Origin of the sequence: Paenibacillus sp. NPDC058898 (genome assembly GCF_049316025.1) — a bacterium.
Taxonomy (GTDB): Bacteria; Bacillota; Bacilli; order Paenibacillales; family Paenibacillaceae; genus Paenibacillus_AQ.
In genome coordinates this window covers 38157-59128 of sequence record NZ_JBMOSM010000015.1, presented here as the reverse complement: position 1 = coordinate 59128, position 20972 = coordinate 38157, and the positions used below count along the sequence as shown (strand labels likewise).

Below are 20972 nucleotides of genomic sequence, written 5' to 3'. Positions count from 1 at the left end.
TTGTTAAAGTCCATGGATTTGCGATATTTGAGGACACTGATTCCGCTATTTCTTTGGTTTTACGCTTTTCGTAGCAATATGTGGACAAGAGATCCGTTATTGCGGGATCTTTAGGGGCTGAATCCGTTATTATGGTGCAATAACGGATCCTGTGTCCGCGTGAACTCCATAATGGGCTGATTTCGGCAGATTAGCGGATTCTCTGTCCTCATGATCTCCTAATGGGCGAATTCCAGTATATAGCGGAGTTTACTCTGTCTGCATGTGCTCAATATAATCCGATCCCGCGTATAACAGATACTCTGTCCTCATGATTTCCATAATGAGCGAGTTTCAGCTTATAGCGGAGACTACTCTGTCTGCATGTGCCCCAAAGTAAGCCGATTTCTGCAATATAACAGATCCTCTGCCCCCATGATTTCCATATTGGGCGAATTTCAGCATATGACGGGACTCTTCTGTCCGCATGTGCCCCAAAGTAGGCTGATTTCGCCGAAATAGCAGATCCTCTGTCTGCATCTGCCCAATTTGTCCGATTTCTGCTTATAATTGTTATTCAGTTCAGCAGCGATAACCGTGTACCGAATCCCTCATTATGATTTGCCACCCGGCATCGTTAATGTCTATCGAGTTTCGATATTTGAGGACACTGGTTCCGCTATTTCCTTGTTATCACCCATTTCGCAGTAATATGCGGACATGAGATCCGCTATTGCGAGATAATTGGGGGATTAACCCGTGATTGTGGTGCAATAGCGGATTCTGTGTCCGCATGAACTCCATAATGGGCTGATTTCGGCGAAATAACGGATCCTCTGTCCCCGTGTTCTCCATAACGGGCGAATTCCAGTATATACCGGAGCCCCTCTGTCAGCATGTACCCCAAAATAGGCCGATTCCCGCATATAACGAATCCTCTGGCCTCATGATCTTCTAACGGGCGAATTCCAGTATATACCGGAGCCCCTTCTGTCCTCATGTACCCATAACGGGCCAATTCCCGCATATAGCGGTTCTTCCCGCGTCGTCCTACTGTTCGATGGATGCCTTACTTAGGCAACCATCTCCCGGCATACTTTCGCACATCGGAAGCATGCTTCAGCACATTCCTGGCAGTGCTTCATGTCATGCTTCTTACACTCGTTGCCGCATGCTTCACAGACATCGACGCAGATCCTGCATATTTCTGTGGCATACATACTGTTCGTGGACATCGCTTGAGCAGCAAATCCGCAAATATCCGCACACTGCCGGTCCAAGCGAATGCATTCTTTCATCATCGCCACATCATGTTCGTCCAAACATGCGGTGTAACAATGGTTACAGGCTATCATACAGCGCAAGCATTCCTCGATACATTGTTGAACTTGTTCATGTGACATCATCCATTCTCCTTTCGGTCTTAGCGCTCATAGGATTACCTTTTTTCAAGGTTGTATGTAATTAACCATAACTTGTGAAGATAATATGAGGATATTTTATAGAGTCGAGATCATTGGTGCGAATAGAAAAGACGACTGCGCAGCAGTCGTCTCTTATTTTTCATGATTGCCATGAATGGAACATTACCCGTAAATATACGGTCGAGTTGAACATTTATAGGAGATGAATTAAGTTAACCAGCCTTCACATGAATCCGCCAAACTCTGCAAATCTTGAAAGAACATGCCGGCATGGTAACCATCACACACAGCATGGTGCACCTGCAATGAGACTGGGAGCAGAATACGGCCACCCTGCTCGATATATTTTCCTCCGGTTATGATAGGAAGAAGATAGTCTGCTTCATTGACAATGTTTAGATTAAATCCGCTAAAGCTTGCCCAGGGTATCATGGATATGGGAAACGTGTTCAGCGGTGGATTCTCTTTAACGAAAATCCCTTTTGCATCCCGATAACGCTCCATGTCCTGCTCGTAATGATCGTGAAATCGATAGAAATCATTCGAACATGCTGTCCATAAACAGGAGAAGGTATGGTCATCATTATGGAAGAAAGTATAGCTTGGCGTCATCCTATCCCAGTAACCCAATTCCCCTTCGGGACTATAGGACGTTTTGAATTCGACCCGGTTATTGACAACCCTGGTAACCATATAAATAAAAGCAGGATAAAGCTTGAATCCATTAGCTTTTAACGAATACAGCAAGCGAGTAATGTCGATATCCACGGTAATGCTAAAGGTACACTTATTCGATCGATAATGCTCGTAATAAGGTTTTCTCGTCCACTGTTCAACATCTATAATATGAAATTTCATCGTTTATGCCCTCCTAAAATAAAATCGTTCTATTTCAGGAGGGAATATCCACTGATCTAATCACACGCCATCACTCCAAAGTTTCCGTATTAGCAGATTTCTGTTACACCTTCGAGTTTAACTGATTCTGCCCAGTTTCATTATTATAAATGATACAGCAAGAGGCTTCACTCCTCAAGCAGCTGCTTAAGTCGTAAAGCCTCTATGTCATCCAATCTTAATGAAGAACTTAAGGCATTTGGGTAAACAGCAGGTTTACTGGCAAATTGCTTCCCGGCGCAGCCGTCAGCATGATTTCAACCTTCTGTTCGTAATCGCCTGTACGGTAGAGGACTGCTTGCTCGCCGGGAGCTACCTGTCCAAGGGAATAGATCGGTACAATCGTTCCATTTATCATGGCATATCCCGAGTACTTACCGCCCCGTGGGTTAAACGAGATCAGGGTATCCGGCGCTACGCGATCCAAAGTGATTTTATACAAGACACCAAAGTTACCCGTGTTGTGCGTAATGTCTCCAACCATAGGGTCCATACCTTCCAGGTTAGGGTCATCCTGATTGTCTCCAAGTACAAGACGTTCGGAATCTGCACCTACCAGTTCGGAATAACGGATGACCCGCGTCGAATCCGGATAGGTTCCCCGGTTGTGAACACCATCACGATTCAGGATCGGCAGCGTGCTCAGAACCTTCAATGGATCGGATTTCTCATCAATCATCACAACATCGAACTGAATCGGCAGGTCGCTGTACATATCCGAGTATAGGGAGATGACATGTCCTTGCTTCATTCTAACATCGCTCAGTTCCGTCATGACCAGCTTCTGTTCACCTGGTGCAAGCGTTACTGAAGTTCGCTTCGAATCGTCCTGCATGGATTGGAAGTAGTTCAGCACAGACTTCTTGCCTGCTGCCGTTGCGATCGGCGACGGGCCTGCAAATCCCAAGTAATCTTGTCTGAGCGTTACCGGAGTGCTGTTCTTGTTTGTTGCAATAACGTACATTTTCACATTTTTATTCAAATTGTTCACATGGTGAATCATAAAGCGCATATCGCCAACTGCCGTCTCTTGGTACACAATGCCTTCGGTGTTGACGGTTTCGGGACTGTTACTACGAATCAAGGTGCTTGGCTCGTCGTAAAATTCATAATTGATCTTCGCACGTGAAGTTACATTACCAAGGAACGTGAATTTCTCCCCTTCCGGGATAAAGAGCATATTGAAATCCTCTTCTTTATATAACGTTTCGTTTGTCACGTTAATCGTCGTCTCGTAGGTGGAACTAAGTCCCTTCTTATCGGTGGCCGTTAACTTGATCGTATAAACACCCGGTGTGAAGAAAGCATACTGTTTATTCTCCCACTTGTACGTCAGATCCTCAGGCTTGTCCTGGTCATCAGTACTTAGGTTCGTATAGGTAATCAACTCACCCATTTTATACTCGGACTTATCGGTCTCGAACATGGCAACGGGAGGTAGATTCGGCTGAATGACCGTAATCTTTTGGCTATAAGGCTCGCTCCACGCTCCTGTAGAATCCTGAACCGAGTAAGTGACTATGTATTCGCCTGGTGCATCGAAAATATCCTGTTTGCCTTCCCAGCGCTCGTCGATGATCTCACCTTGTACATTCTCCAGCTGCGGTGTATAAGTCACTGTTGTTTCTCCTGCAAAAATCTCTTTAGGTCCCACCGTAAACTTGGCTACGGGCTTGGTTTCCAGATTCATGATGACACGTTTGCCTACATTATCCGCTTTATATTTAATATCCAGCGCTTGGGTTATAGCTGTCAGCGGAACCATGAAGGTGCTATTCGTCTGGTAGGAGGTTCCCTTCATCTCTTTCGTCACGCCATTCACGGTATACTTGCTGCTGTCTGTTTTGAAACGAAGCTCAGTGGTTCCTTTGGTAATGACGGTTTCTTTGGTCTTCTTATCGTAAGTGACCTTGAAACCTACACGGTCCACAAGGGCACGAATGGGAACATAGGATACTCCCTTTTTGACTTGCATCGGCTGTGGTGCATTGTAGGTAACGCCGTCTTGTACCATTTTTGTACTATTAAAATATAGAATAAGTTCTTTACCTGTTACGGTTTGTTGGTTATTCTGGTTGCTCGGCTCTTCCGTAGTTGTTGCCGGATCTTTCACTTCGCCAGTTTCCTCAACCGGTACTTCGGTTGTTCCTTCTTCATTCGGCACTTGAGACCCTTCAGTCACTGTCTCTGTCTGAGTGGTTGTCTCTGTAGTATCGGTTGTTTCTTGAGCAGCGTCTGTACCCCCGGATTTTAATGCTTTGGTTGCCGCAGCGTTTTGCTCGTACACTTCCTGGGTGACTGACTGTTGTGGCTTGTCTGCGGTATTTGCATCCGCGCTCGCCGGATAAGCTGCAGCTAATTGGGCAACAGCCAATACGGTTAGCAATGATCGTTTCTTCAGTTTCATTCCATAACTCCTTCTAATCCTTTTTTGATATTTATTGAGGTCATACTATTAGACGCAAATTTTGGTAAAAAAGTTTCTCTGATCTGTTAATAATATTTACGATGATATGGAACATTGTAAAACCTATGAAAACTCCCGCAACAGCACGATGGCCGTAGCGGGAGTTAAATATATATTATTTCACGATAGATGCTCCTGCAAATTCGTAGCCGCAATCATCTTTTTCCCGCTCCGATCATATCTCCATAGATGAACACCTGTGTCGCCAGTCGGGATATGAATGTCCGTATGATAAGGAAGATTCAAGAAGCTTCGGAATAACATCGAGATCATCCCGCCATGGGAGACAATGCATACTCTTTTCAAGTCAGGCTCGCAATGGATTGTAGTAAACAGCTTGGATATGAATTGTTCGGCTCTTGCTCTGAACTGCACTTCAGATTCTCCACCTTCAATCGCATCATGCCGCTTTCTTCCTCCAACAGGCAAGGGATATTTAAGTAAAGCCTCTTCTCTTAACATACCGGCTATGACTCCATTATTTTGCTCCATTAAATCATCGTCATAGGTAACGGGGACTTTTGTCGTTTCAGCTATTGCTGCCGCGGTCTGCTTGGCCCGGTTTAACGTGCTGGAGAAAATGGCATCCACGGTGTATTCACGATGAATCCACTCCGCTAGGAGCCGCGCCTGCTGCTGGCCAAGATCCGTTAGTGCATAGTCAGCCCGTCCTTCACACCGATTCAAAATATCCGCTTCCGATTGTCCATGCCTGACGACCAGAATCTCAACCATGTCTTATCCCCCCTTTTTTCACGCTTACGGCTCTATAGCTTATTACCAACCGCAATCCAGCGCCCGTCCACATCCTCAAATACAAACTCATGATTGTTATAATCCGTCGTCGATAAGGCTCTGACAATCTTCACGTCCAAATCGATAAGCTTTTGCTGGATTTCCCGTTGTCCATAAGTAATAAAATAAGCATCATACCCATATCCGTAACGAATTCGATTCGGAACAACCTCAATATCAGTCTTCGTTAATACAATCTCAACAGCGTCCTTGTATAGGCACACATGTGGTTCTGCTGCATCAAAATAGTTCACAGCACGGAACCCGATTCGCTCATAAAACTCGCTGGTTTTCTCGAAGTTAGACGTCGGGAAAATTTGCAAGCAGTGGGAAAACCCTTTACTCATCTTTCGATCTCCTGTTCGAGCTTATTTATGATCCTTCTCATTACCACGCTTAAATTCCCGATCACTTTAGCCATAATTAGTTGGGCTCAGTCGATTGAATTTATTCACATTGCCCATCTTTTCATACTCCTCTAGATCGTAATTCTACGGTTTATTCTTTAATTCACGTATATCTTTGATCATGAGATCGAGTCTCTCAATGATTCTCTCGTCATTATCCAACTTCTTTTTGAGTCTGACCTCAATCACAATGAGTTCAATAATAAGCACCACGATAAGAACGCCGATGATCATAGCCCGCTCCTTTCTGAACCTGATACACCAGTTCCAAACAGATGAACGATCGCCAGGTAGAATGGGTACAACCCCAAAACTGCAATGGCAATGAGTCCTGTTACAGGATTCGGTTTGTCTGCCGGATTCATAATAGGGAACCATGCATACAAAAAACTCGATATATTTAATCGAATGAGGAAGCTCATGTTCACTCTCCTGAAACTTATATAACTGTAGCAAATTGTTGGCATGGTGCTTTAATGTTTTATTTAACCAGCTCTTTAATCAGATACAGATTCAAATCGTCATCCGCACATACCATGTCACCGGGCACCACAGGTTCATTGCTGTACATAATCCCGTTGCCATCAGGAATATAACCGCGACGGACATAGATTCTTTGTGCCGCACCATAGTCTCTGTACAATCCCACGCCGATACCGATACGCGGCATTTTTTGGCGGACGATGTTCTCGAATTCTTCTAGGATGCTGTTAGCTATGCCGTTTCTCTGGTACGCTGGGAACACATTCAGATCATTGATTTCCGGAATATTCTGATCTCGAAAATATGGATAACTCGATTCGTATTTCAAGTGGGAAACACCAGTCAGCTCCTCATGAACAAAAGCCAACAAGGTGACACGCTTGCCGATTTGGTTCTCATATTCGCAATAATCATAATACTCATCCGGGCGATTTATATTTTGCTGTTGAAACGCTTCTTTCCAGATGCTTTTCAGCTCCGTGTTATCTAACACCTTTAATGTAACGTCCATTGGTTTACCTCGCTGTTATGTATTTTAATGGTAGGATTCAACACTGATATTGTCTCATCTAAAATCTCGTATGCCTGCCTCAAACGCCTCAGCGTCTTGATGAATAACTCCATGCAGCGCCTCTTGCAAGGCAAATGTGCTTCTATAAAAATGTACACGCTCCGCAATTTGGTCTCCATTCGGATACATGGCGATGCACTTTTCGAAGAACTCTTGACCGTACCCCGACAGAATTCCCGCTAGATCATAAGCCGGATCTCCAATCCCAGAGCCTCCAAAATCTATAATACCCGTAATTCGGCCTTTCTCCGGACTCCAGAGGATGTTGGACGTGCCAAAATCACCATGAATGCAGGTTGGACGAATGTCATGATTCGCAGGGTTGTTCAGAAACCTGGTGAAGTTGCTTGAGATTTCCTCTTGTGCATCAGGCCTGATATAACGAAACAAATGGTCTTGAATTTGAGTGTACAATCCGGACATCTCTTCGTGGACATTTACGATATTCGTATCGTCAGCAATCCATTCATTGATCTCCACAGCATGAAGTTGAACGAGAAATTCGACCAACTGTTCCGCTACCCTATCCTCGATGTTCGAATTCCGGTGTGGAAGCAGATCTTCTGTCCATAACGGTTGACCTTCGATTAACGGATAGCCCATGAACATTTTGCCCACCTGCATATCGTCAAATGAAACATACATCGGATTCGGTATAGGCAGCGTTACCTTGGTCTTGATCCCATTCAATAACTGTGTTTCTCTGATCATGGCTTTGAGACTTGCTGCGTACTTAGGAAATCTGAAGACAAGCGTTTGATTCACAATCAACACATCGTTGTTCTGACCGATGCTGTCAATCTCAACGTCTTGAATATGTAAATGTGGATAAACTTCTTGTATGCGCTGGGTATATGATGGATTCATGTATAAACTCCTTCTACTTGCGAATGTCATTAACCTCTATTTTAATGCTTTTCCTTAACTTGGTAAATCATTATAGAGCAATTTTGCAATTTCGTTGGAATCACTCTTGCATGACAAGCCCAATGATGACATTATATTCCACGTAAGAAATCTGTCGCGATGAGGAGAGAATCCGGAAATGAAAAATTTAGGGAAAGTGCTGGCTTTAACTCTGCTTACGATCTGTTACATAGGGACGAATAGCGGAGTTGCGCTTGCAGATGAGACTCCGTTCAAGGATGTACCATTGAATCATTGGGGTTACTCTCACATTCAATGGGCCGTGGAGCAAGACGTGGTTGATGGGTATCCGGATGGAACATTCAAGCCGAAACGGGCCGTGACACAAAGCGAATTTTTGACGATGCTCATTCGAGCTGCCTACCCGAAGGTTATCCCTGACGACTCCTCAGCGACACCATGGGAAGAACCCTATATCACGTATGCCCGGAACTTAGGCTGGAAGGCTGCGTCACCGAAGAAGAAGCTTACGCGCGGATTGGCAGCTCAGTTGTTGGCGAACGCCACCGGCAAAAATTACGATCTAAAGGATTCCATCCAATACATGCTTGACTTGGGCCTTGCACAAGGAATATCAGGAAATAACATTGGGAGCTATCAAGCAAATCAAGAAATCACACGTGCTGAGGCCGTGGCCCTAATCGAGCGGTTCTCCATGAAATACAATGAGCTGCATAACGTATCACCAAGCTTGGAGATTTACTCTCACGCTGATTTATTCCACGAGTATACAAACAGCACCTATCACTTTCGACTCGAGATTCCCAAGAGCTGGGACACGCGCTATGAAGTCCGTGATCAATCCAGCGGAAACGGCCATCATCTGAACTTCGTCAATACAATGACCCAGGGCACACTGTTCACCATCTCCGTCTGGTCCAAGAGTGACTGGGCTGAGCAGGAGGAAGAAATCAAGGGACAAATACCAGCTGTACAGCTCGGGGAACGAGGTAATCAGGTGTATGTATTCCACACGCCTACTGATGTCCAATACGATCCATCGGATGATAACGCCAAGAACGAGTATCAAGGCATGTTTTTAGACGTACAAAATATCAAAAGGTCGTTCCAAATTTCTGATAAGTAACTTTTCTTAATTTAAAAGCGGCCAGGACAAGTGTCCTAGCCGCTCTTTCCTTCTGATAACTAACCCGATCACGCCTATTATTTCATTCGTTCTGCCCGAATAATTCTACGGATCGATTGCTCTGTTAAATAATATCGTTCTGACAATGTACGGATGGAGTCGCCATGCATATAACATTTGAAAATGTTCTGATTCCGAATATCCAGATCCTTCTTTACCCCGGTTTGCTCTCCCCAGGACTTCCGATTCTCCGACTTTCTCGGAATATAAATATAACTTCCATCAATATATTGTTGAATGGTTTTGACTATGTGTTCAGGCAAAATATCTAGTGCATTCTCGTATTTCATTCTCCCTGCTCCTATCTACATAGAATCTTGTAAATAGTGAGCAAAGCCAACACATGAAATATTGCAGCTCTAATTAATGTTGAAGAAGGCTCCGAACAAATTCTCTGCTCGATATTTCCGTGCTGCTTTGCCCGGAGCCTGATTTAACGACTTGAACGGTTGTGCTTCTAATGTGAGCCATCATGATTTTCACCTCGCCAAATTTGAATAATAATTCAAAGTTCACTCGCTTCTACTCTCTATTCTAACAAATTCAATTTCCTTTGCACCAGGCTCGAATAACAAAATAACGGATAAGCGATCCACATTCCCGTTCGAGTCCGTAAGAAAAGTCGCTTTGGTTTTAATATCAAACTCCGTAACATGGAGTTCAAACTGATTCCCATTTTGATGGGTGAGGGGGAACTTCATTGTGCCCGAAGCTCTCCATCTGTAAGTTCAACCATCATTTCTCCATACGCTGCATGAACATACGTCCCTGTTAAATCTAATAAGGAACTGGACAATGGAACAATGGGTTCTTTCGCACCTGAAGTTGCCTCACGGTTTGTGGCCGGCTCGTTCGCAACGGTTGCTTCCTTCTTTTGTCCCAACGCTTGTCCACTCCAGTCCTCGACCTCGCCACCGAGCAAAGAATCGAAAATGTAATTGGCTATAAATACAGGAAGCGGAGTACCATTGAGATTCGACAACACCACGACGCCAATCTTCTCCGTAGGAATAAAGGCAACATGTGCGGTGAAGCCGTCAATATTGCCTCCGTGACTCACCATCCGTAAGCCTCGATAAGGTTCGATCAGCCAATCCGCTCCGTTGCAAAAGCATCAAACATTTTGAAATCAGGAAGATACTCCTTCACAGGTATATCCAAATCCAAGATTTTTTCACCCGCCAGAATTCCGGCTGCCAGTGCAGTAAAAGCTTTGGTGGAGGAACCGATCGCGAACAGCGTCTCACTTGTCACAGGCAGGCTTTGGGCGATATTTCGATACCCGTAACCTTCCATCATGACGATCTCCTGATCCTTGACCACCGCAACGGACAACCCCGGAACCTTCCATGCCTTCATCTGCTCCTCGATATATGTATGGATGCCCTTTAACGATTCCATTGTCATTAAAATCTCTCCCATATGATCCCCTTTCCTTCAACTATGCAATTTTATGAAACAAAATATATTGACCGACATCCCATGCATCATACATCATTCGACACTCCAAGATACATTTCCTTGCTAACCCGACACTCCACTCCCAAGTGACTAGGTCCTTGTTCCCCTTTTAACCATCAGTCCGGATTGGACTCGCTCGGCATGGTATACTTTTCCCAAAATCCAGTTATAGAAGGAGTCTCCTTTCGTGTTAAAAGAGCGCATTGATTTCTTGTGCAAGAAAAAAGGAATAGCTCGCAAAGAGCTGGTAGAGGGATTAGTGACAACCACCCATTTTGCGAACATCCTTGCCGATCGTTATCCACTGGCCGAGGACCTTGCCGAGCATCTGGCACAGCGTTTGCAAGTGACCCCCTCCTACTTAGTCAATGCAGCTAATTCCGATAAGGATACACTCGAGACCGCGGAACGCATCTTTGAAGAATTATCCCAATCGGTCTCTCACGTTACGGAGGAGCGCATATACGATCTACCGGATCGACATGACAGTCTTACGATAGAACTCACAACGGCCTTAATGAAGGCGGTCTATTATCAACAAGTGAACGATGCGGTGTCCCATGAATATCTGCACCAGAATTACCTCAATTTTTATCTGGAAAAATACGGCCGTCCCGATGACGCAGAACTCCCGCTGCCCGCGAAAAAAGCGATGCTGTTCTATAAAATCCAATTCTATCGATCCAAGAACCGCTATCATGAGGCTTTAAGCCAAGTGAACCGATTAAGCGAACATGTTCAGATCGGCACCGATTTATGGCTGACCACTCAAAACTTCAAAATGGAAGCCTGTATATTTTTGAAGCAATATGACCAGGCCAAGCAGGTGTTTGAAGGAACGATGAGACAGGTTTATGAAGACCGCTTGTTTCACCGCTTATCCGATCTGTACATCGCGTACAGCGGCTACTGTTATTCCATGGGACTGTATCAGGAGGCGCTGGTCTCCCTCTCTATGGCAGAAGCCCATTTGGTCTATGCGGTAAACCAGGGGAACATGGTGTCAACCATCCTGAACAATCGGATCATCATGCTGACGATGCAGGGAGATCATGAAAAAGCGGAAGAAGAAATCAACCGTTTCGAAGGACTACTCGCGCGGGAAGTGGCGGAAGTACGGCAGCAATTCCGTCCAGTCGTATTGATTTACCGGTGTGAATTGGTCTTAGCACAAAAGCAATGGGGGCTTTTAACCCAGTATATTCAGGAGCTGAAAGCGATCGAGCTTACAACGGATCAAGAGATGTCGGTTGCCTACTACCAATGTCAGCTAGCCTTGGCACACGGTCATCATGATGAATTTATGGGGCATGCCCTGTCTTGTCTACCATACTACGAATCCAATCATCTTACATTGCGACTTGAATCCTTATATGAAGCATTGGCCGCGGTATCGGAGGAATTAAGGAAATACAAAGAGTCAGCATCTTACTACAAAAAGCTGGTCTATCTGCTTCGAAGTAAATAATTCATGAGCTTAAAAGGTTACAAAAGCATGTTCCACCCGCAAAACTTTTGTTGTTCCCTTCATTTTAATCGCTGTACGACAGGATAAAGAGTGCACAAACCTTTGAATACGGCAAAAGTTTGTGCAGAAGTATCGTGTTGATTTACTCCTAATGCCGGAAGTTTTGTATCCTTGCCAAACCATTGTCTCCTCAGACCCCCACGGGTAACATGGAATTATAAATAATTCTACTAGTGAGGTGCTAAGCTTATGGGATGGTTTGGAAAAAAGAAAAATCCGCAGGACGCGCTGGAAAAAGCAGATAAAATGATGAACAAAGGTTTAACCGGCATGATGATGAAAGGTTTTGTTCCGAAAGAGCATCGCAATGCCATCAATCAAAGTTTGGAGCAGGCGAAGCAAGCGCAGATGGCAGCCACCGGAGCCCTGGCATTAACGGCCACCGCTAAAGTACGAACCGTACGGGATACCGGAAAGCTGATCAATTTCGACCCGGTTGTCATCCTGGAATTGGATGTAACCGAGAACGATGGGAGCCAATATACCAAAACGCTGGAGACCCTCGTATCGAAACTACAAATTCCTAGAGCCGGTGATATCATTGGTCTTGCCCAGCATCCGGCCAATTCGTCAGAGCTTGTCTATATGGGACCGATTGGATGAATATAGGCAAAATAAAAAGGACCTCATTCAGGTCCTTTTGTCATGTGCTCATAGCTTCCTGCAATTTCTCATTCAACAATTGGAAAGCTTCTTGAATGCTTTCTCTCGGTGTTTTACCGTACCGTTCCCCAATGTGAACCTCCGTATAACATTGACTTTCCCCTGCTTCGTTCAGATAACTGATCAATCCGATGCCCGTGACACGGAAAACCTCGATAAGAATGGGTTCAAGCTGTTCTTTGTTCAATTCAAAATGGACATGAAACATATTCGATACGGGCACCGCAGGCTTCGTATTCACGCCCTCGCACGAATTAAACAAAGCTGCAAGCTCTTTAGCCTCCTGGTAATATCGGCCCATGTTACCTATTCTTTCCGTGTAATAATAACTTGAACTAATGATATACGGGTATAGGCTGACCAGATCACCGCCATGACGCCTTTTCCATACCTTAGACTGCGCCACGAAATCGGTGCCGCCAGCCAGAATGGCGCCGGCAATCCCACCTATACCTTTATAAAAGGACACATATACACTGTCAAACAGTGCACAGATTTCTGCCGCGGTTTTTTGATAATAAGGGGTGATCTCGAACAATCTTGCCCCGTCCAGATGCAGCTTAATGCCTTGCGAACGGCAATACGCCGATATCGCTTCCAACTCTTCGTATTCGGGCAGCTGCCCTCCAATTTCACGCTGCGGCAACTCCAGCAGCAAACATGCAATGTCACGATCCAGGCTCTGCACGTCTTCAAGCGTGATCAAACGCTCTTTATCGGCAAGAAGAATCGGTTCGATCTGATGCAGCTCCTTAAGCCCGTCCTCTTCGTGAATCTCCAGATGACAGAGGGGATGATAGGCCACTCGTTTCAGCCCAGCATCATCGCACCAGATCCGCAAAGCAATCTGCTGCGCCATGGTTCCGCTTGGGAAAAAGACAGCTGATTCTTTGCCCAGAACGTCTGCCATGCGCGCCTGAAACTCCTCAATGATGGCCCCTTTGCCGTATGTATCCCCCATCTGCGACCCATCCACATCCCGAAATGCTTCAAGCAGCACCTCGAGATTCCTGCGGCTATGTCCAATCAATGGATAGGCTGTTTCGCCATAAGCTTCACTAATCGATTTACGTTGTTCTCCCATGTCGCATACCACTCCTTCTCTTCAACCGATAATAAGAACAAATCATCACAAAAAAAATTTAATTTCCTCACTTATCAAGCATACTAGATAAATGAATAAGTGAGAAATCATTTTCACTTCCACAAAACCCTCGGAAAAACTTGACAAAAACAAACGGTAGGATTACATTATATATGAGCATATGCTCATATTATATATAACACAAAATGTTTTATGATCTTTGATTACAATCAACAGATGGATCCGAAGGGAGTTTTCGATTATGCATCATCATAACCACCATCATGGACATGACCACAGCCACCATGATCATGCCCGCTCAGGAAACAAAAAAGGCCTTGCCATTGCCCTCATCATCACAATTGGCATCATGATTCTAGAGTTTATAGGGGGCTTGCTAACCAACAGTTTAGCTCTGTTATCCGATTCCGGACATATGTTAAGTGATGCCAGCGCATTGCTGCTCAGTCTGGTCGCATTATGGTTTGCTACGAAGCCAGCATCGCCGAATAAAACCTACGGCTTTTACCGTTTTGAAATATTGGCAGCACTATTAAATGGAGTCGCCTTGTTTGTCATCGCCGGTTTTATCGTATGGGAAGCGATTCAGCGCTTTGATAACCCGCCGACCGTCGCCAGCGGAAGCATGATGCTCATTGCGGCCATCGGGCTGTTGGCTAACCTTCTCAGTGCCTGGTTCTTGATGCGGACGGGGGATGTGAAGAACAATGTGAATCTCCGCAGCGCATACCTCCATGTTATCGGTGATGCACTCGGCTCAGTCGGCGCAATCATCGCCGGGATCGTGATGATTGCCTTCGGATGGTACATTGCGGACCCGATCATATCCATCCTGGTGTCGATCTTGATTCTGAAGAGCGCCTGGAGAATCATACAGAATACCGTTCATATTCTGATGGAGGGCGCACCGGAAACGATTAACTCTGAAGAGGTAACGAAGTCCCTCCTGTCTATTCCTGGGGTCACCGGCATCCATGATCTTCATATTTGGACGATTACGTCCAATTTCGACTCCTTGAGCTGCCATCTCGTCGCCCAAGATGACGCGAACACTTATGAGATCCTGCAACAAGCGATTGATCTTCTGGACAGTCGATTCCACATCGAGCATGCCACGATCCAGATTGAGAATTCCACCATCACCCATCGTGATCATAAAGTCTAATCTCTTCTCTGCGGTAATCCTTTAGTTCATGAAAAGGGGAAAAAGAGCTGCCGAGGTTTACACTTTTTACAAATTCGGTTGACCTCCATAATGAGAGTATCAAGGCATTCTACTGGCGTTACAGCGAAATCTGAATGTCTGATAGGGAGGTTAACATGATCAACGATGTATATACACTGGAAAAGCTGAACGAATACCAGCAAGCAAAATGGGACGAACTTGATCGTCAAGGAAGATTCATTATTCATGACGAGATCGCGTGTGAATCGCAGCATACCTCAACCCATATTCGAATTCTCGATAAACTTCATGGCTTCTTTCGAAAGCGGAGATCCCGAAGAAGCCGTACGAAATCCTTATAAGTAAAAAGAGCAAGCGCGAATAACCGCGCTTGCTCTTTTTATGGGAAGAAATCATTCTCGCCAAATCTGCTTGAAGTCCAGCCATCCCAGATTATTGATGACAACCCCTTTATAAGAAGGATCCAAGCTTGCGTAAAATCTCGTGTGAGTCAAGAATGAAACATGCGCTTCCTCCCGAAGCCTCTCTTCAATATGGGATAAAATACTCAAACGCTCCTCATACCATTCGCTGGCAAGCGCATCATCTATGCATTCTTTCACCCAATGATGCAGCGAAGGATCCATGAACTCTTTAACTACGCTTCCCTTCTGCACGTAGTTCTCGATTAAACATACTTCTTCACCTGGAAGAACAAGGCCGTGCAAGATACAATCCATGCTGTGCATCACATCCAGTTGGTGCATGGTATCCATCCTCTCCTCTCGGATGATCAATGGAATCCCGATGGAAGCGCATTGATTCTGAACCCATTCGGCATCTTTAATATGCTTAGCGAGCGTAGCCATCGTAATGGGAGAGCCGTCATAACCCGACTGTTTCAGCAGTGACTTTGCGAGTTCGGGATCATATCGGTCTTTACGATAAGGCGCTTGCTCATCCATGATGAACCCTTTGGCTGGATAAAGCCGATTGTCACCAAGTTCGCGTATCATCTCCGCACGGTTCAGAATGAGGTTGAATGCCCGGCGAAATTCGATGGACTGATAAGGCCCCGGCTTTTTCATATTCCATGTAATCAACGTCGTGCAGCCTTCGGAGGATTCGATGACATCAACAGCATGCTTCTCACCGTTATGATCGATATGCTCCGGATTCCGCAGCAGCCGCTCCCAGCTGACCTCGCAATGCTCCGCATCTTCCGGCATCAAGATAATGTGGATGTTGTCCAAATGCGGTCTCCCATGATAATAATGGGGGTTAGCATGAATGGTGAGCCGATCATCGGTCCATTCCTCTACCCGAAAGGGGCCCGTTCCAACAGGTTGCTTCCAGAACTGTTCTTCATGGACGCTTACCAAATGTTTAGGCACGATGGACATGCAAATGGAGCTAAGAAACCGAATGAAAATTCGATTCGGCTTGTTAAGAATAAAACGAACCTCACGGGGGGACACCACCTCTACCCGCTGCAGTTCACGCACGATCCAAGCATTTCGTTTATCCCGTCCCAGGCGTTCCACCGAGAATTTCACGTCCTCCGCCGACAATTCTTTACCGTCATGGAACCGTATTCCTTTACGCAGATGAAAGGTCCAGATCGTTCCATCCTCATTGCTCTTCCAATAATGCGCGATAACGGGGAGGTATTGATCATTTGCATTATCGTATATCACCAACCGGTCAAATATCTGCTGGATCATGTGAGCTTGAAAACTGTAGTAGCATTCGGCGGGATCCAACGTTTCAATCAGGCGGTAAACCGGAAGCCGCAGAGAATCCATTGCTTCTTCTTCCCCTTCGTTCATCTCCTTGCTAAAGCCAAAATGCCCGTTCATCCATTCCACATAAGAATCATTGGTGTGCATACCCTGACCATAGGTACGCAGCAGTTCGAAGGCTTGCTTATATTCCCCTCTTATCGCGAGCTGCTGCGCTGCTTCCTTAAGCAGATCTGCTTGATCGGCTACAAAGGTAAGCTTGGAACGGATTCCTCGCCCACGTCCTGCCTTCCATATAATCCAACTCTTCTCCTCGAGCTTGCGTATAACGAGTTTGGCATTCCGCGTTGTGCAATACAGCGTATCGGCGATCTGCTCAAGCGTCACTTCCGTAGCCGTATTGGCTGGAGCGTTAACAGCAAGCTTCTGGTGCAGCATGAAGAATTGTTCGTACAGCATTGCAATCCGCTCCCCCCTGGTAAAATCTATACGCTTTATTCTACTTGGAGATCGTTTCGAGCGCGAGTACCTTTTCGGTAGAAAACCATTATATTCAAAAAAGAACAAAGGCATTCATCCTTCACAGGATTGAATAATGAGCTCTCCCGCTTCCTGCAGAGTCAGTGTAAGCTCCGTGCCCTCGGTCATTTTCTTCAGTCGGACCATGCCCGAAGCCGCTTCATCTTCGCCAATCAGGATAGCATAAGGGATGCTTTCAGCTGAAACGGATGCTAATACTTTTTTTAATTTGCGCCGGTTGTCCGCCAATCGAGTATGAATCCCGCGATTCCGAAGTACTGCTGCAACCGTCAATCCTTCCGGAACGGTTTCTCCTATCGGGATAACCATAACGAGCGGCTTGTTCGTTTCAATCGGACGGTTCCGGATCATCTCCATGATGGATTCCATGCCAAACGAAAGACCTACCGTAGGATAGGCAATATCCTCGCGTCCAACGAGCTGCCCGATAATCGCATCATATCTGCCGCCTCCGCCCAAGCTTGAACGGAAATCGTGCAATGCGTCAAAAATTTCGTAAACGGTTCCCGTGTAGAATGACAAGCCTCTTGACAGAAACGGATCAAATACGCAGATGTCTTGCAACCCGACGCGCTGCAGCATATTTTGCAGGATCTGGACTTCTTGTGCTCCGCGCTCGTTGTCCAGGCTGTATTTGCTCGTTATCTGCTCAAATGTCGGCTCCTTGAGATCAACAAAATCGAGAATTTGATGACAAATCTCCGGTTCGAGTACCTTCGCCGAAAGTTCTTGCCGAACCCCCTCTTTGCCAATCTTATCGAGCTTATCCAGCGTCAGCATGACGGATGGTTTCATCTCTTCCGGTACGCCCATAGCGCCAAGAACTTCACCCAGAAAGCTTCGATTGTTCCACCTGAGAATGATCGGAATCTCAAGTCTCCGAAACACTTCTACTGCAAGCTGCATTAGCTCAACTTCCGCTTCTGGTCCCGAGATCCCCACCACATCAACGTCGCACTGCAGAAACTCCCGCAATCTTCCCCGTTTCACGGGACCATCCCGGAATACCTTCCCCATCTCATAACGCTTGAATGGCTGGCTGATGACGGGATTCAGCGCGATCACCTTAGCGAATGGAATCGTCAGATCGTACCGGAGCCCCAGACGTCGCGTGCCTTGATCCGTCAGCTGGTACATTTCCTTCAGAATTTCTTCCCCTCCTGCGTATTTGGAAGACAACAGGTCCGATTCATTCAGAATGGTTGTCTCCATTTCAGCATAGTCATAGCATTCAAACACTTCACGCAGCGTCGATTGCACCTTTCTTCGGACCGCTTGCTCTTGGCCAAAATAATCATACGTTCCTTTTACGTTCTGCATCGCTACTCATCCTTTCGTTCTAATGAAAATAAAAAACGCGCCGGACCTCATGGTCCCGCGCGCTTGATATGCGGCAGGGAGGCCAACGCGAACAGCGTTAGCCCACCCTGTAGAATGACAGGCGTGCTAACGCTGCTTGTGATGATGAAGTTGATTGAATTTAATGTTTATCATATTAGTATCCCCTTCACCTTTTTTAGCTAGTGATTAAGGGGGATTATAGCGCAATCCATTTATTAATTCAAGGGCAATCCATTCTTAGATGGTGCGCGACCAATGGCGATGCGCCGCGATCGCCTCAATGAAGGCTTCGCCAAACGGCTTCAGATCCACATTCTCCTGAGCAACAACGATCCCTTCGCCGCTGGATGAAGGAAGTAAATTAGCCCCTTCGGCGATGGCTGCGATCGGTTTGAAATGCTGATACGCTTCCTTGACGAAATCCAGCACCTTCTGCTCCGCCAGGAGCTCCGATACACTTAACGCGCCGCCTGCGACAAGCACCGCATCGAACAAGACTGAATCCGCCCCCAGCAGCGAATGGTTCACTTCCAATTCCGCGCCGGCCTTGCCTTGAATTGCGCCGAGCTTGGCGCTAACCACTTCGGTGATGATGCCGGCTTGCTGCAGCTGCGTAAGCACAAACGGGAGTTCATCCGTGAATCCGTTGCCTGCCAGTACCGCCACTTTACGGGTTAACGGGAGCTTCACGGTATTCATCATGCTCAGTGCCGGAGAAGACTCGCTGGAAGCGGATCCACTGGTTTGCGGAGGCATGGTTCCAATCCCCTCCGAAATTCGGGTGGCAAGTTCGCTATCAACGTTCGCGAACAGGTCGACGACCTGCTGGCGAATTTCCTTTCGCTGCACTTTACCAAGCTCGAACTGGAATGCGGCTACGATATGCTGCTTCTCGACCTCAGACATGCTGTTCCAGAACAGGGCTGCTTGGCTGAAATGATCCTTAAAACTGTCACTGCGTGCCTGCACCTTACGTCCTTCCACCTTCTCGGTATAATGCTCGTAACCGCCGCGCTCCACTGGAACCGGCTTCGGCGTGTTACCGGCAATGCCGTTCTTGTGGTAGCTGACGGGTCCCTTATTAATGGTCATACGGTGCATCCCGTCACGCTGATTGTTATGAACCGGTGCAATCGGGCGGTTGATCGGAATTTCGTGGAAATTGGGTCCACCAAGCCGTGAAAGCTGGGTATCGGTATAGGAGAACAAGCGGCCTTGCAGAAGCGGATCATTGGTAAAATCGATTCCAGGTACGACATGTCCCGGATGGAATGCAATCTGTTCCGTCTCCGCAAAAAAATTATCCGTATTGCGATTGAGCGTCATCTTACCGATGATTTTGACGGGAATGAGTTCTTCGGGCCAAATCTTGGTCGGATCAAGGATGTCAAAACCAAAATTGAATTCCTCATCCTCCCGAATCATTTGAACACCAAACTCAAATTCCGGATAATTCCCTGATTCGATCGCATCCCACAGATCGCGGCGGTTAAAGTCAGGATCCTTGCCTGCCAGCTTCTGCGTTTCATCCCATACGAGGGAATGCGTGCCGAGCACGGGCTTCCAGTGAAATTTCACGAAATGCGCTTGTCCTTCTTCGTTCACGAAACGGAAGGTATGGACGCCGAAGCCCTCCATCATTCGGAAGCTTCGCGGAAGTGAGCGGTCGGACATCGCCCACATAATCATGTGCGCGCTTTCCGAATTGTTTGCGACAAAATCCCAGAACGTATCATGGGCGGATTGCGCCTGCGGAATCTCGTTATGAGGCTCAGGTTTAACAGCGTGAATAAAATCAGGAAACTTCATGGCATCCTGTATGAAAAAAACCGGCATATTGTTGCCAACCAGATCATAATTCCCTTCTTCCGTATAAAACTTGGTTGCGAAACCGCGTACGTCCCTGACAGTGTCCGCTGATCCCCTGGAGCCCGCAACCGTGGAGAATCGGACAAACACTGGGGTGACGACGGAAGGGTCCTGCAGAAATTTGGCTTTTGTATAATCTTTCATGGATTCATATAGCTGAAAATAACCGTGAGCCCCAAAACCGCGGGCATGCACAATCCGTTCCGGAATCCGCTCATGGTCGAAATGCGTCATCTTCTCTCTGAAATGGAAGTCCTCCATCAAGGTCGGACCGCGCTCTCCCGCTTTAAGCGAATGTTCATCCTCAGAGACCTTAAGTCCCTGATTGGTTGTCAGTTCCTTAGCGTCATTGTCTACCGTGAACTGTTCCAGCTGTTGGTCCTTGCTCGTCTTGTTGTAACTGCTGTTAGCATTCGAATTGGCGTTTGAATTGTCCATTTGTCGGAACCTCCTGGTATGTA

General features: G+C 46.3%; 20 protein-coding genes. 5 read left to right on the top strand and 15 right to left on the bottom strand.

Features of this window, described 5'->3' with window-relative positions; all coding sequences use genetic code 11:
* Positions 1-1052: 1052 nt before the first annotated feature.
* The 8 genes from ACOZB4_RS28630 to ACOZB4_RS28595 form a co-directional block, all read right to left on the bottom strand.
* Positions 1053-1382, bottom strand: coding sequence for a four-helix bundle copper-binding protein (locus tag ACOZB4_RS28630; protein ID WP_379406147.1), 330 nt, complete (start codon positions 1380-1382; stop codon positions 1053-1055).
* 228 nt (positions 1383-1610) lie between these two features.
* Positions 1611-2261, bottom strand: a complete 651-nt coding sequence (catA, locus tag ACOZB4_RS28625) for a type A chloramphenicol O-acetyltransferase (protein ID WP_379405745.1) — start codon at positions 2259-2261, stop codon at positions 1611-1613.
* A 229-nt stretch (positions 2262-2490) separates the two neighbouring features.
* Positions 2491-4707: a stalk domain-containing protein gene (locus ACOZB4_RS28620; protein ID WP_379405743.1), complete on the bottom strand. Its 2217-nt coding sequence runs from the start codon at positions 4705-4707 to the stop codon at positions 2491-2493.
* Positions 4708-4887: 180 nt separating this feature from the next.
* On the bottom strand, positions 4888-5502 hold the full coding sequence (locus ACOZB4_RS28615; protein ID WP_379405741.1) for a histidine phosphatase family protein: 615 nt from the start codon (positions 5500-5502) through the stop codon (positions 4888-4890).
* Between the two features lie 32 nt (positions 5503-5534).
* Complete coding sequence (locus ACOZB4_RS28610) at positions 5535-5909, bottom strand: VOC family protein (RefSeq protein WP_379405739.1); 375 nt, start codon at positions 5907-5909, stop codon at positions 5535-5537.
* 144 nt (positions 5910-6053) lie between these two features.
* Positions 6054-6203, bottom strand: coding sequence for a hypothetical protein (locus ACOZB4_RS28605; RefSeq protein ID WP_215163912.1), 150 nt, complete (start codon positions 6201-6203; stop codon positions 6054-6056).
* A 247-nt stretch (positions 6204-6450) separates the two neighbouring features.
* Positions 6451-6963 carry a GNAT family N-acetyltransferase gene (locus ACOZB4_RS28600; RefSeq protein ID WP_339265483.1) on the bottom strand — a complete coding sequence of 171 codons (513 nt, stop codon included), beginning with the start codon at positions 6961-6963 and terminating at the stop codon, positions 6451-6453.
* A gap of 54 nt (positions 6964-7017) precedes the next feature.
* Positions 7018-7890, bottom strand: a complete 873-nt coding sequence (locus ACOZB4_RS28595) for a phosphotransferase family protein (RefSeq protein WP_379405736.1) — start codon at positions 7888-7890, stop codon at positions 7018-7020.
* A 178-nt stretch (positions 7891-8068) separates the two neighbouring features.
* Between ACOZB4_RS28595 and ACOZB4_RS28590 the strand changes: the two genes are divergently transcribed.
* A complete protein-coding gene (locus ACOZB4_RS28590) occupies positions 8069-9037 on the top strand; it encodes an S-layer homology domain-containing protein (protein WP_379405734.1) in 969 nt (322 codons plus the stop codon).
* A gap of 77 nt (positions 9038-9114) precedes the next feature.
* Here ACOZB4_RS28590 and ACOZB4_RS28585 read toward each other — a convergent pair whose 3' ends face one another.
* The 3 genes from ACOZB4_RS28585 to ACOZB4_RS28575 form a co-directional block, all read right to left on the bottom strand.
* On the bottom strand, positions 9115-9387 hold the full coding sequence (locus ACOZB4_RS28585) for a CD3324 family protein (RefSeq protein WP_379405732.1): 273 nt from the start codon (positions 9385-9387) through the stop codon (positions 9115-9117).
* 407 nt (positions 9388-9794) lie between these two features.
* On the bottom strand, positions 9795-10160 hold the full coding sequence (locus ACOZB4_RS28580) for a hypothetical protein (RefSeq protein WP_379405730.1): 366 nt from the start codon (positions 10158-10160) through the stop codon (positions 9795-9797).
* Positions 10161-10183: 23 nt separating this feature from the next.
* Positions 10184-10504 (bottom strand): serine hydrolase domain-containing protein, encoded by a 321-nt coding sequence (locus tag ACOZB4_RS28575; protein ID WP_379405728.1) that lies wholly within the window; start codon positions 10502-10504, stop codon positions 10184-10186.
* Positions 10505-10745: 241 nt separating this feature from the next.
* Between ACOZB4_RS28575 and ACOZB4_RS28570 the strand changes: the two genes are divergently transcribed.
* Together ACOZB4_RS28570 and ACOZB4_RS28565 are read left to right on the top strand one after the other, a co-directional pair.
* On the top strand, positions 10746-12026 hold the full coding sequence (locus ACOZB4_RS28570) for an XRE family transcriptional regulator (RefSeq protein ID WP_379405726.1): 1281 nt from the start codon (positions 10746-10748) through the stop codon (positions 12024-12026).
* 249 nt (positions 12027-12275) lie between these two features.
* Positions 12276-12689, top strand: coding sequence for a hypothetical protein (locus ACOZB4_RS28565; protein ID WP_379405724.1), 414 nt, complete (start codon positions 12276-12278; stop codon positions 12687-12689).
* A gap of 40 nt (positions 12690-12729) precedes the next feature.
* Here the strand turns inward: ACOZB4_RS28565 and ACOZB4_RS28560 are convergent, their stop codons facing one another.
* On the bottom strand, positions 12730-13833 hold the full coding sequence (locus ACOZB4_RS28560; RefSeq protein WP_379405722.1) for a threonine aldolase family protein: 1104 nt from the start codon (positions 13831-13833) through the stop codon (positions 12730-12732).
* 262 nt (positions 13834-14095) lie between these two features.
* Here ACOZB4_RS28560 and ACOZB4_RS28555 point away from each other — a divergent pair, with 262 nt between their 5' ends.
* Together ACOZB4_RS28555 and ACOZB4_RS28550 are read left to right on the top strand one after the other, a co-directional pair.
* Entirely contained in the window at positions 14096-15019 is a 924-nt protein-coding gene (locus tag ACOZB4_RS28555; protein WP_379405720.1) for a cation diffusion facilitator family transporter, read from the top strand.
* 155 nt (positions 15020-15174) lie between these two features.
* The gene (locus tag ACOZB4_RS28550; RefSeq protein WP_076321717.1) at positions 15175-15381 is read left to right on the top strand and encodes a hypothetical protein; all 207 of its coding nucleotides are present in this window, start codon (positions 15175-15177) and stop codon (positions 15379-15381) included.
* 51 nt (positions 15382-15432) lie between these two features.
* Here the strand turns inward: ACOZB4_RS28550 and ACOZB4_RS28545 are convergent, their stop codons facing one another.
* The 3 genes from ACOZB4_RS28545 to ACOZB4_RS28535 form a co-directional block, all read right to left on the bottom strand.
* Entirely contained in the window at positions 15433-17220 is a 1788-nt protein-coding gene (locus ACOZB4_RS28545) for an ABC transporter substrate-binding protein (protein WP_379405717.1), read from the bottom strand.
* Between the two features lie 114 nt (positions 17221-17334).
* The gene (locus ACOZB4_RS28540) at positions 17335-18621 is read right to left on the bottom strand and encodes a histidine--tRNA ligase (protein ID WP_379405714.1); all 1287 of its coding nucleotides are present in this window, start codon (positions 18619-18621) and stop codon (positions 17335-17337) included.
* Between the two features lie 258 nt (positions 18622-18879).
* On the bottom strand, positions 18880-20949 hold the full coding sequence (locus tag ACOZB4_RS28535) for a catalase (RefSeq protein ID WP_379405712.1): 2070 nt from the start codon (positions 20947-20949) through the stop codon (positions 18880-18882).
* Between the last annotated feature and the right edge of the window lie 23 nt (positions 20950-20972).

Bases quoted from the DNA above. Each gene is read 5' to 3' on its own strand.
- ACOZB4_RS28630 (WP_379406147.1), bottom strand. From the start codon at position 1,382: ATGTCACATGAACAAGTTCAACAATGTATCGAGGAATGCTTGCGCTGT.
- catA (WP_379405745.1), bottom strand. From the start codon at position 2,261: ATGAAATTTCATATTATAGATGTTGAACAGTGGACGAGAAAACCTTAT.
- ACOZB4_RS28620 (WP_379405743.1), bottom strand. From the start codon at position 4,707: ATGAAACTGAAGAAACGATCATTGCTAACCGTATTGGCTGTTGCCCAA.
- ACOZB4_RS28615 (WP_379405741.1), bottom strand. From the start codon at position 5,502: ATGGTTGAGATTCTGGTCGTCAGGCATGGACAATCGGAAGCGGATATT.
- ACOZB4_RS28610 (WP_379405739.1), bottom strand. From the start codon at position 5,909: ATGAGTAAAGGGTTTTCCCACTGCTTGCAAATTTTCCCGACGTCTAAC.
- ACOZB4_RS28605 (WP_215163912.1), bottom strand. From the start codon at position 6,203: ATGATCATCGGCGTTCTTATCGTGGTGCTTATTATTGAACTCATTGTG.
- ACOZB4_RS28600 (WP_339265483.1), bottom strand. From the start codon at position 6,963: ATGGACGTTACATTAAAGGTGTTAGATAACACGGAGCTGAAAAGCATC.
- ACOZB4_RS28595 (WP_379405736.1), bottom strand. From the start codon at position 7,890: ATGAATCCATCATATACCCAGCGCATACAAGAAGTTTATCCACATTTA.
- ACOZB4_RS28590 (WP_379405734.1), top strand. From the start codon at position 8,069: ATGAAAAATTTAGGGAAAGTGCTGGCTTTAACTCTGCTTACGATCTGT.
- ACOZB4_RS28585 (WP_379405732.1), bottom strand. From the start codon at position 9,387: ATGAAATACGAGAATGCACTAGATATTTTGCCTGAACACATAGTCAAA.
- ACOZB4_RS28580 (WP_379405730.1), bottom strand. From the start codon at position 10,160: ATGGTGAGTCACGGAGGCAATATTGACGGCTTCACCGCACATGTTGCC.
- ACOZB4_RS28575 (WP_379405728.1), bottom strand. From the start codon at position 10,504: ATGACAATGGAATCGTTAAAGGGCATCCATACATATATCGAGGAGCAG.
- ACOZB4_RS28565 (WP_379405724.1), top strand. From the start codon at position 12,276: ATGGGATGGTTTGGAAAAAAGAAAAATCCGCAGGACGCGCTGGAAAAA.
- ACOZB4_RS28560 (WP_379405722.1), bottom strand. From the start codon at position 13,833: ATGGGAGAACAACGTAAATCGATTAGTGAAGCTTATGGCGAAACAGCC.
- ACOZB4_RS28555 (WP_379405720.1), top strand. From the start codon at position 14,096: ATGCATCATCATAACCACCATCATGGACATGACCACAGCCACCATGAT.
- ACOZB4_RS28550 (WP_076321717.1), top strand. From the start codon at position 15,175: ATGATCAACGATGTATATACACTGGAAAAGCTGAACGAATACCAGCAA.
- ACOZB4_RS28545 (WP_379405717.1), bottom strand. From the start codon at position 17,220: ATGCTGTACGAACAATTCTTCATGCTGCACCAGAAGCTTGCTGTTAAC.
- ACOZB4_RS28540 (WP_379405714.1), bottom strand. From the start codon at position 18,621: ATGCAGAACGTAAAAGGAACGTATGATTATTTTGGCCAAGAGCAAGCG.
- ACOZB4_RS28535 (WP_379405712.1), bottom strand. From the start codon at position 20,949: ATGGACAATTCAAACGCCAATTCGAATGCTAACAGCAGTTACAACAAG.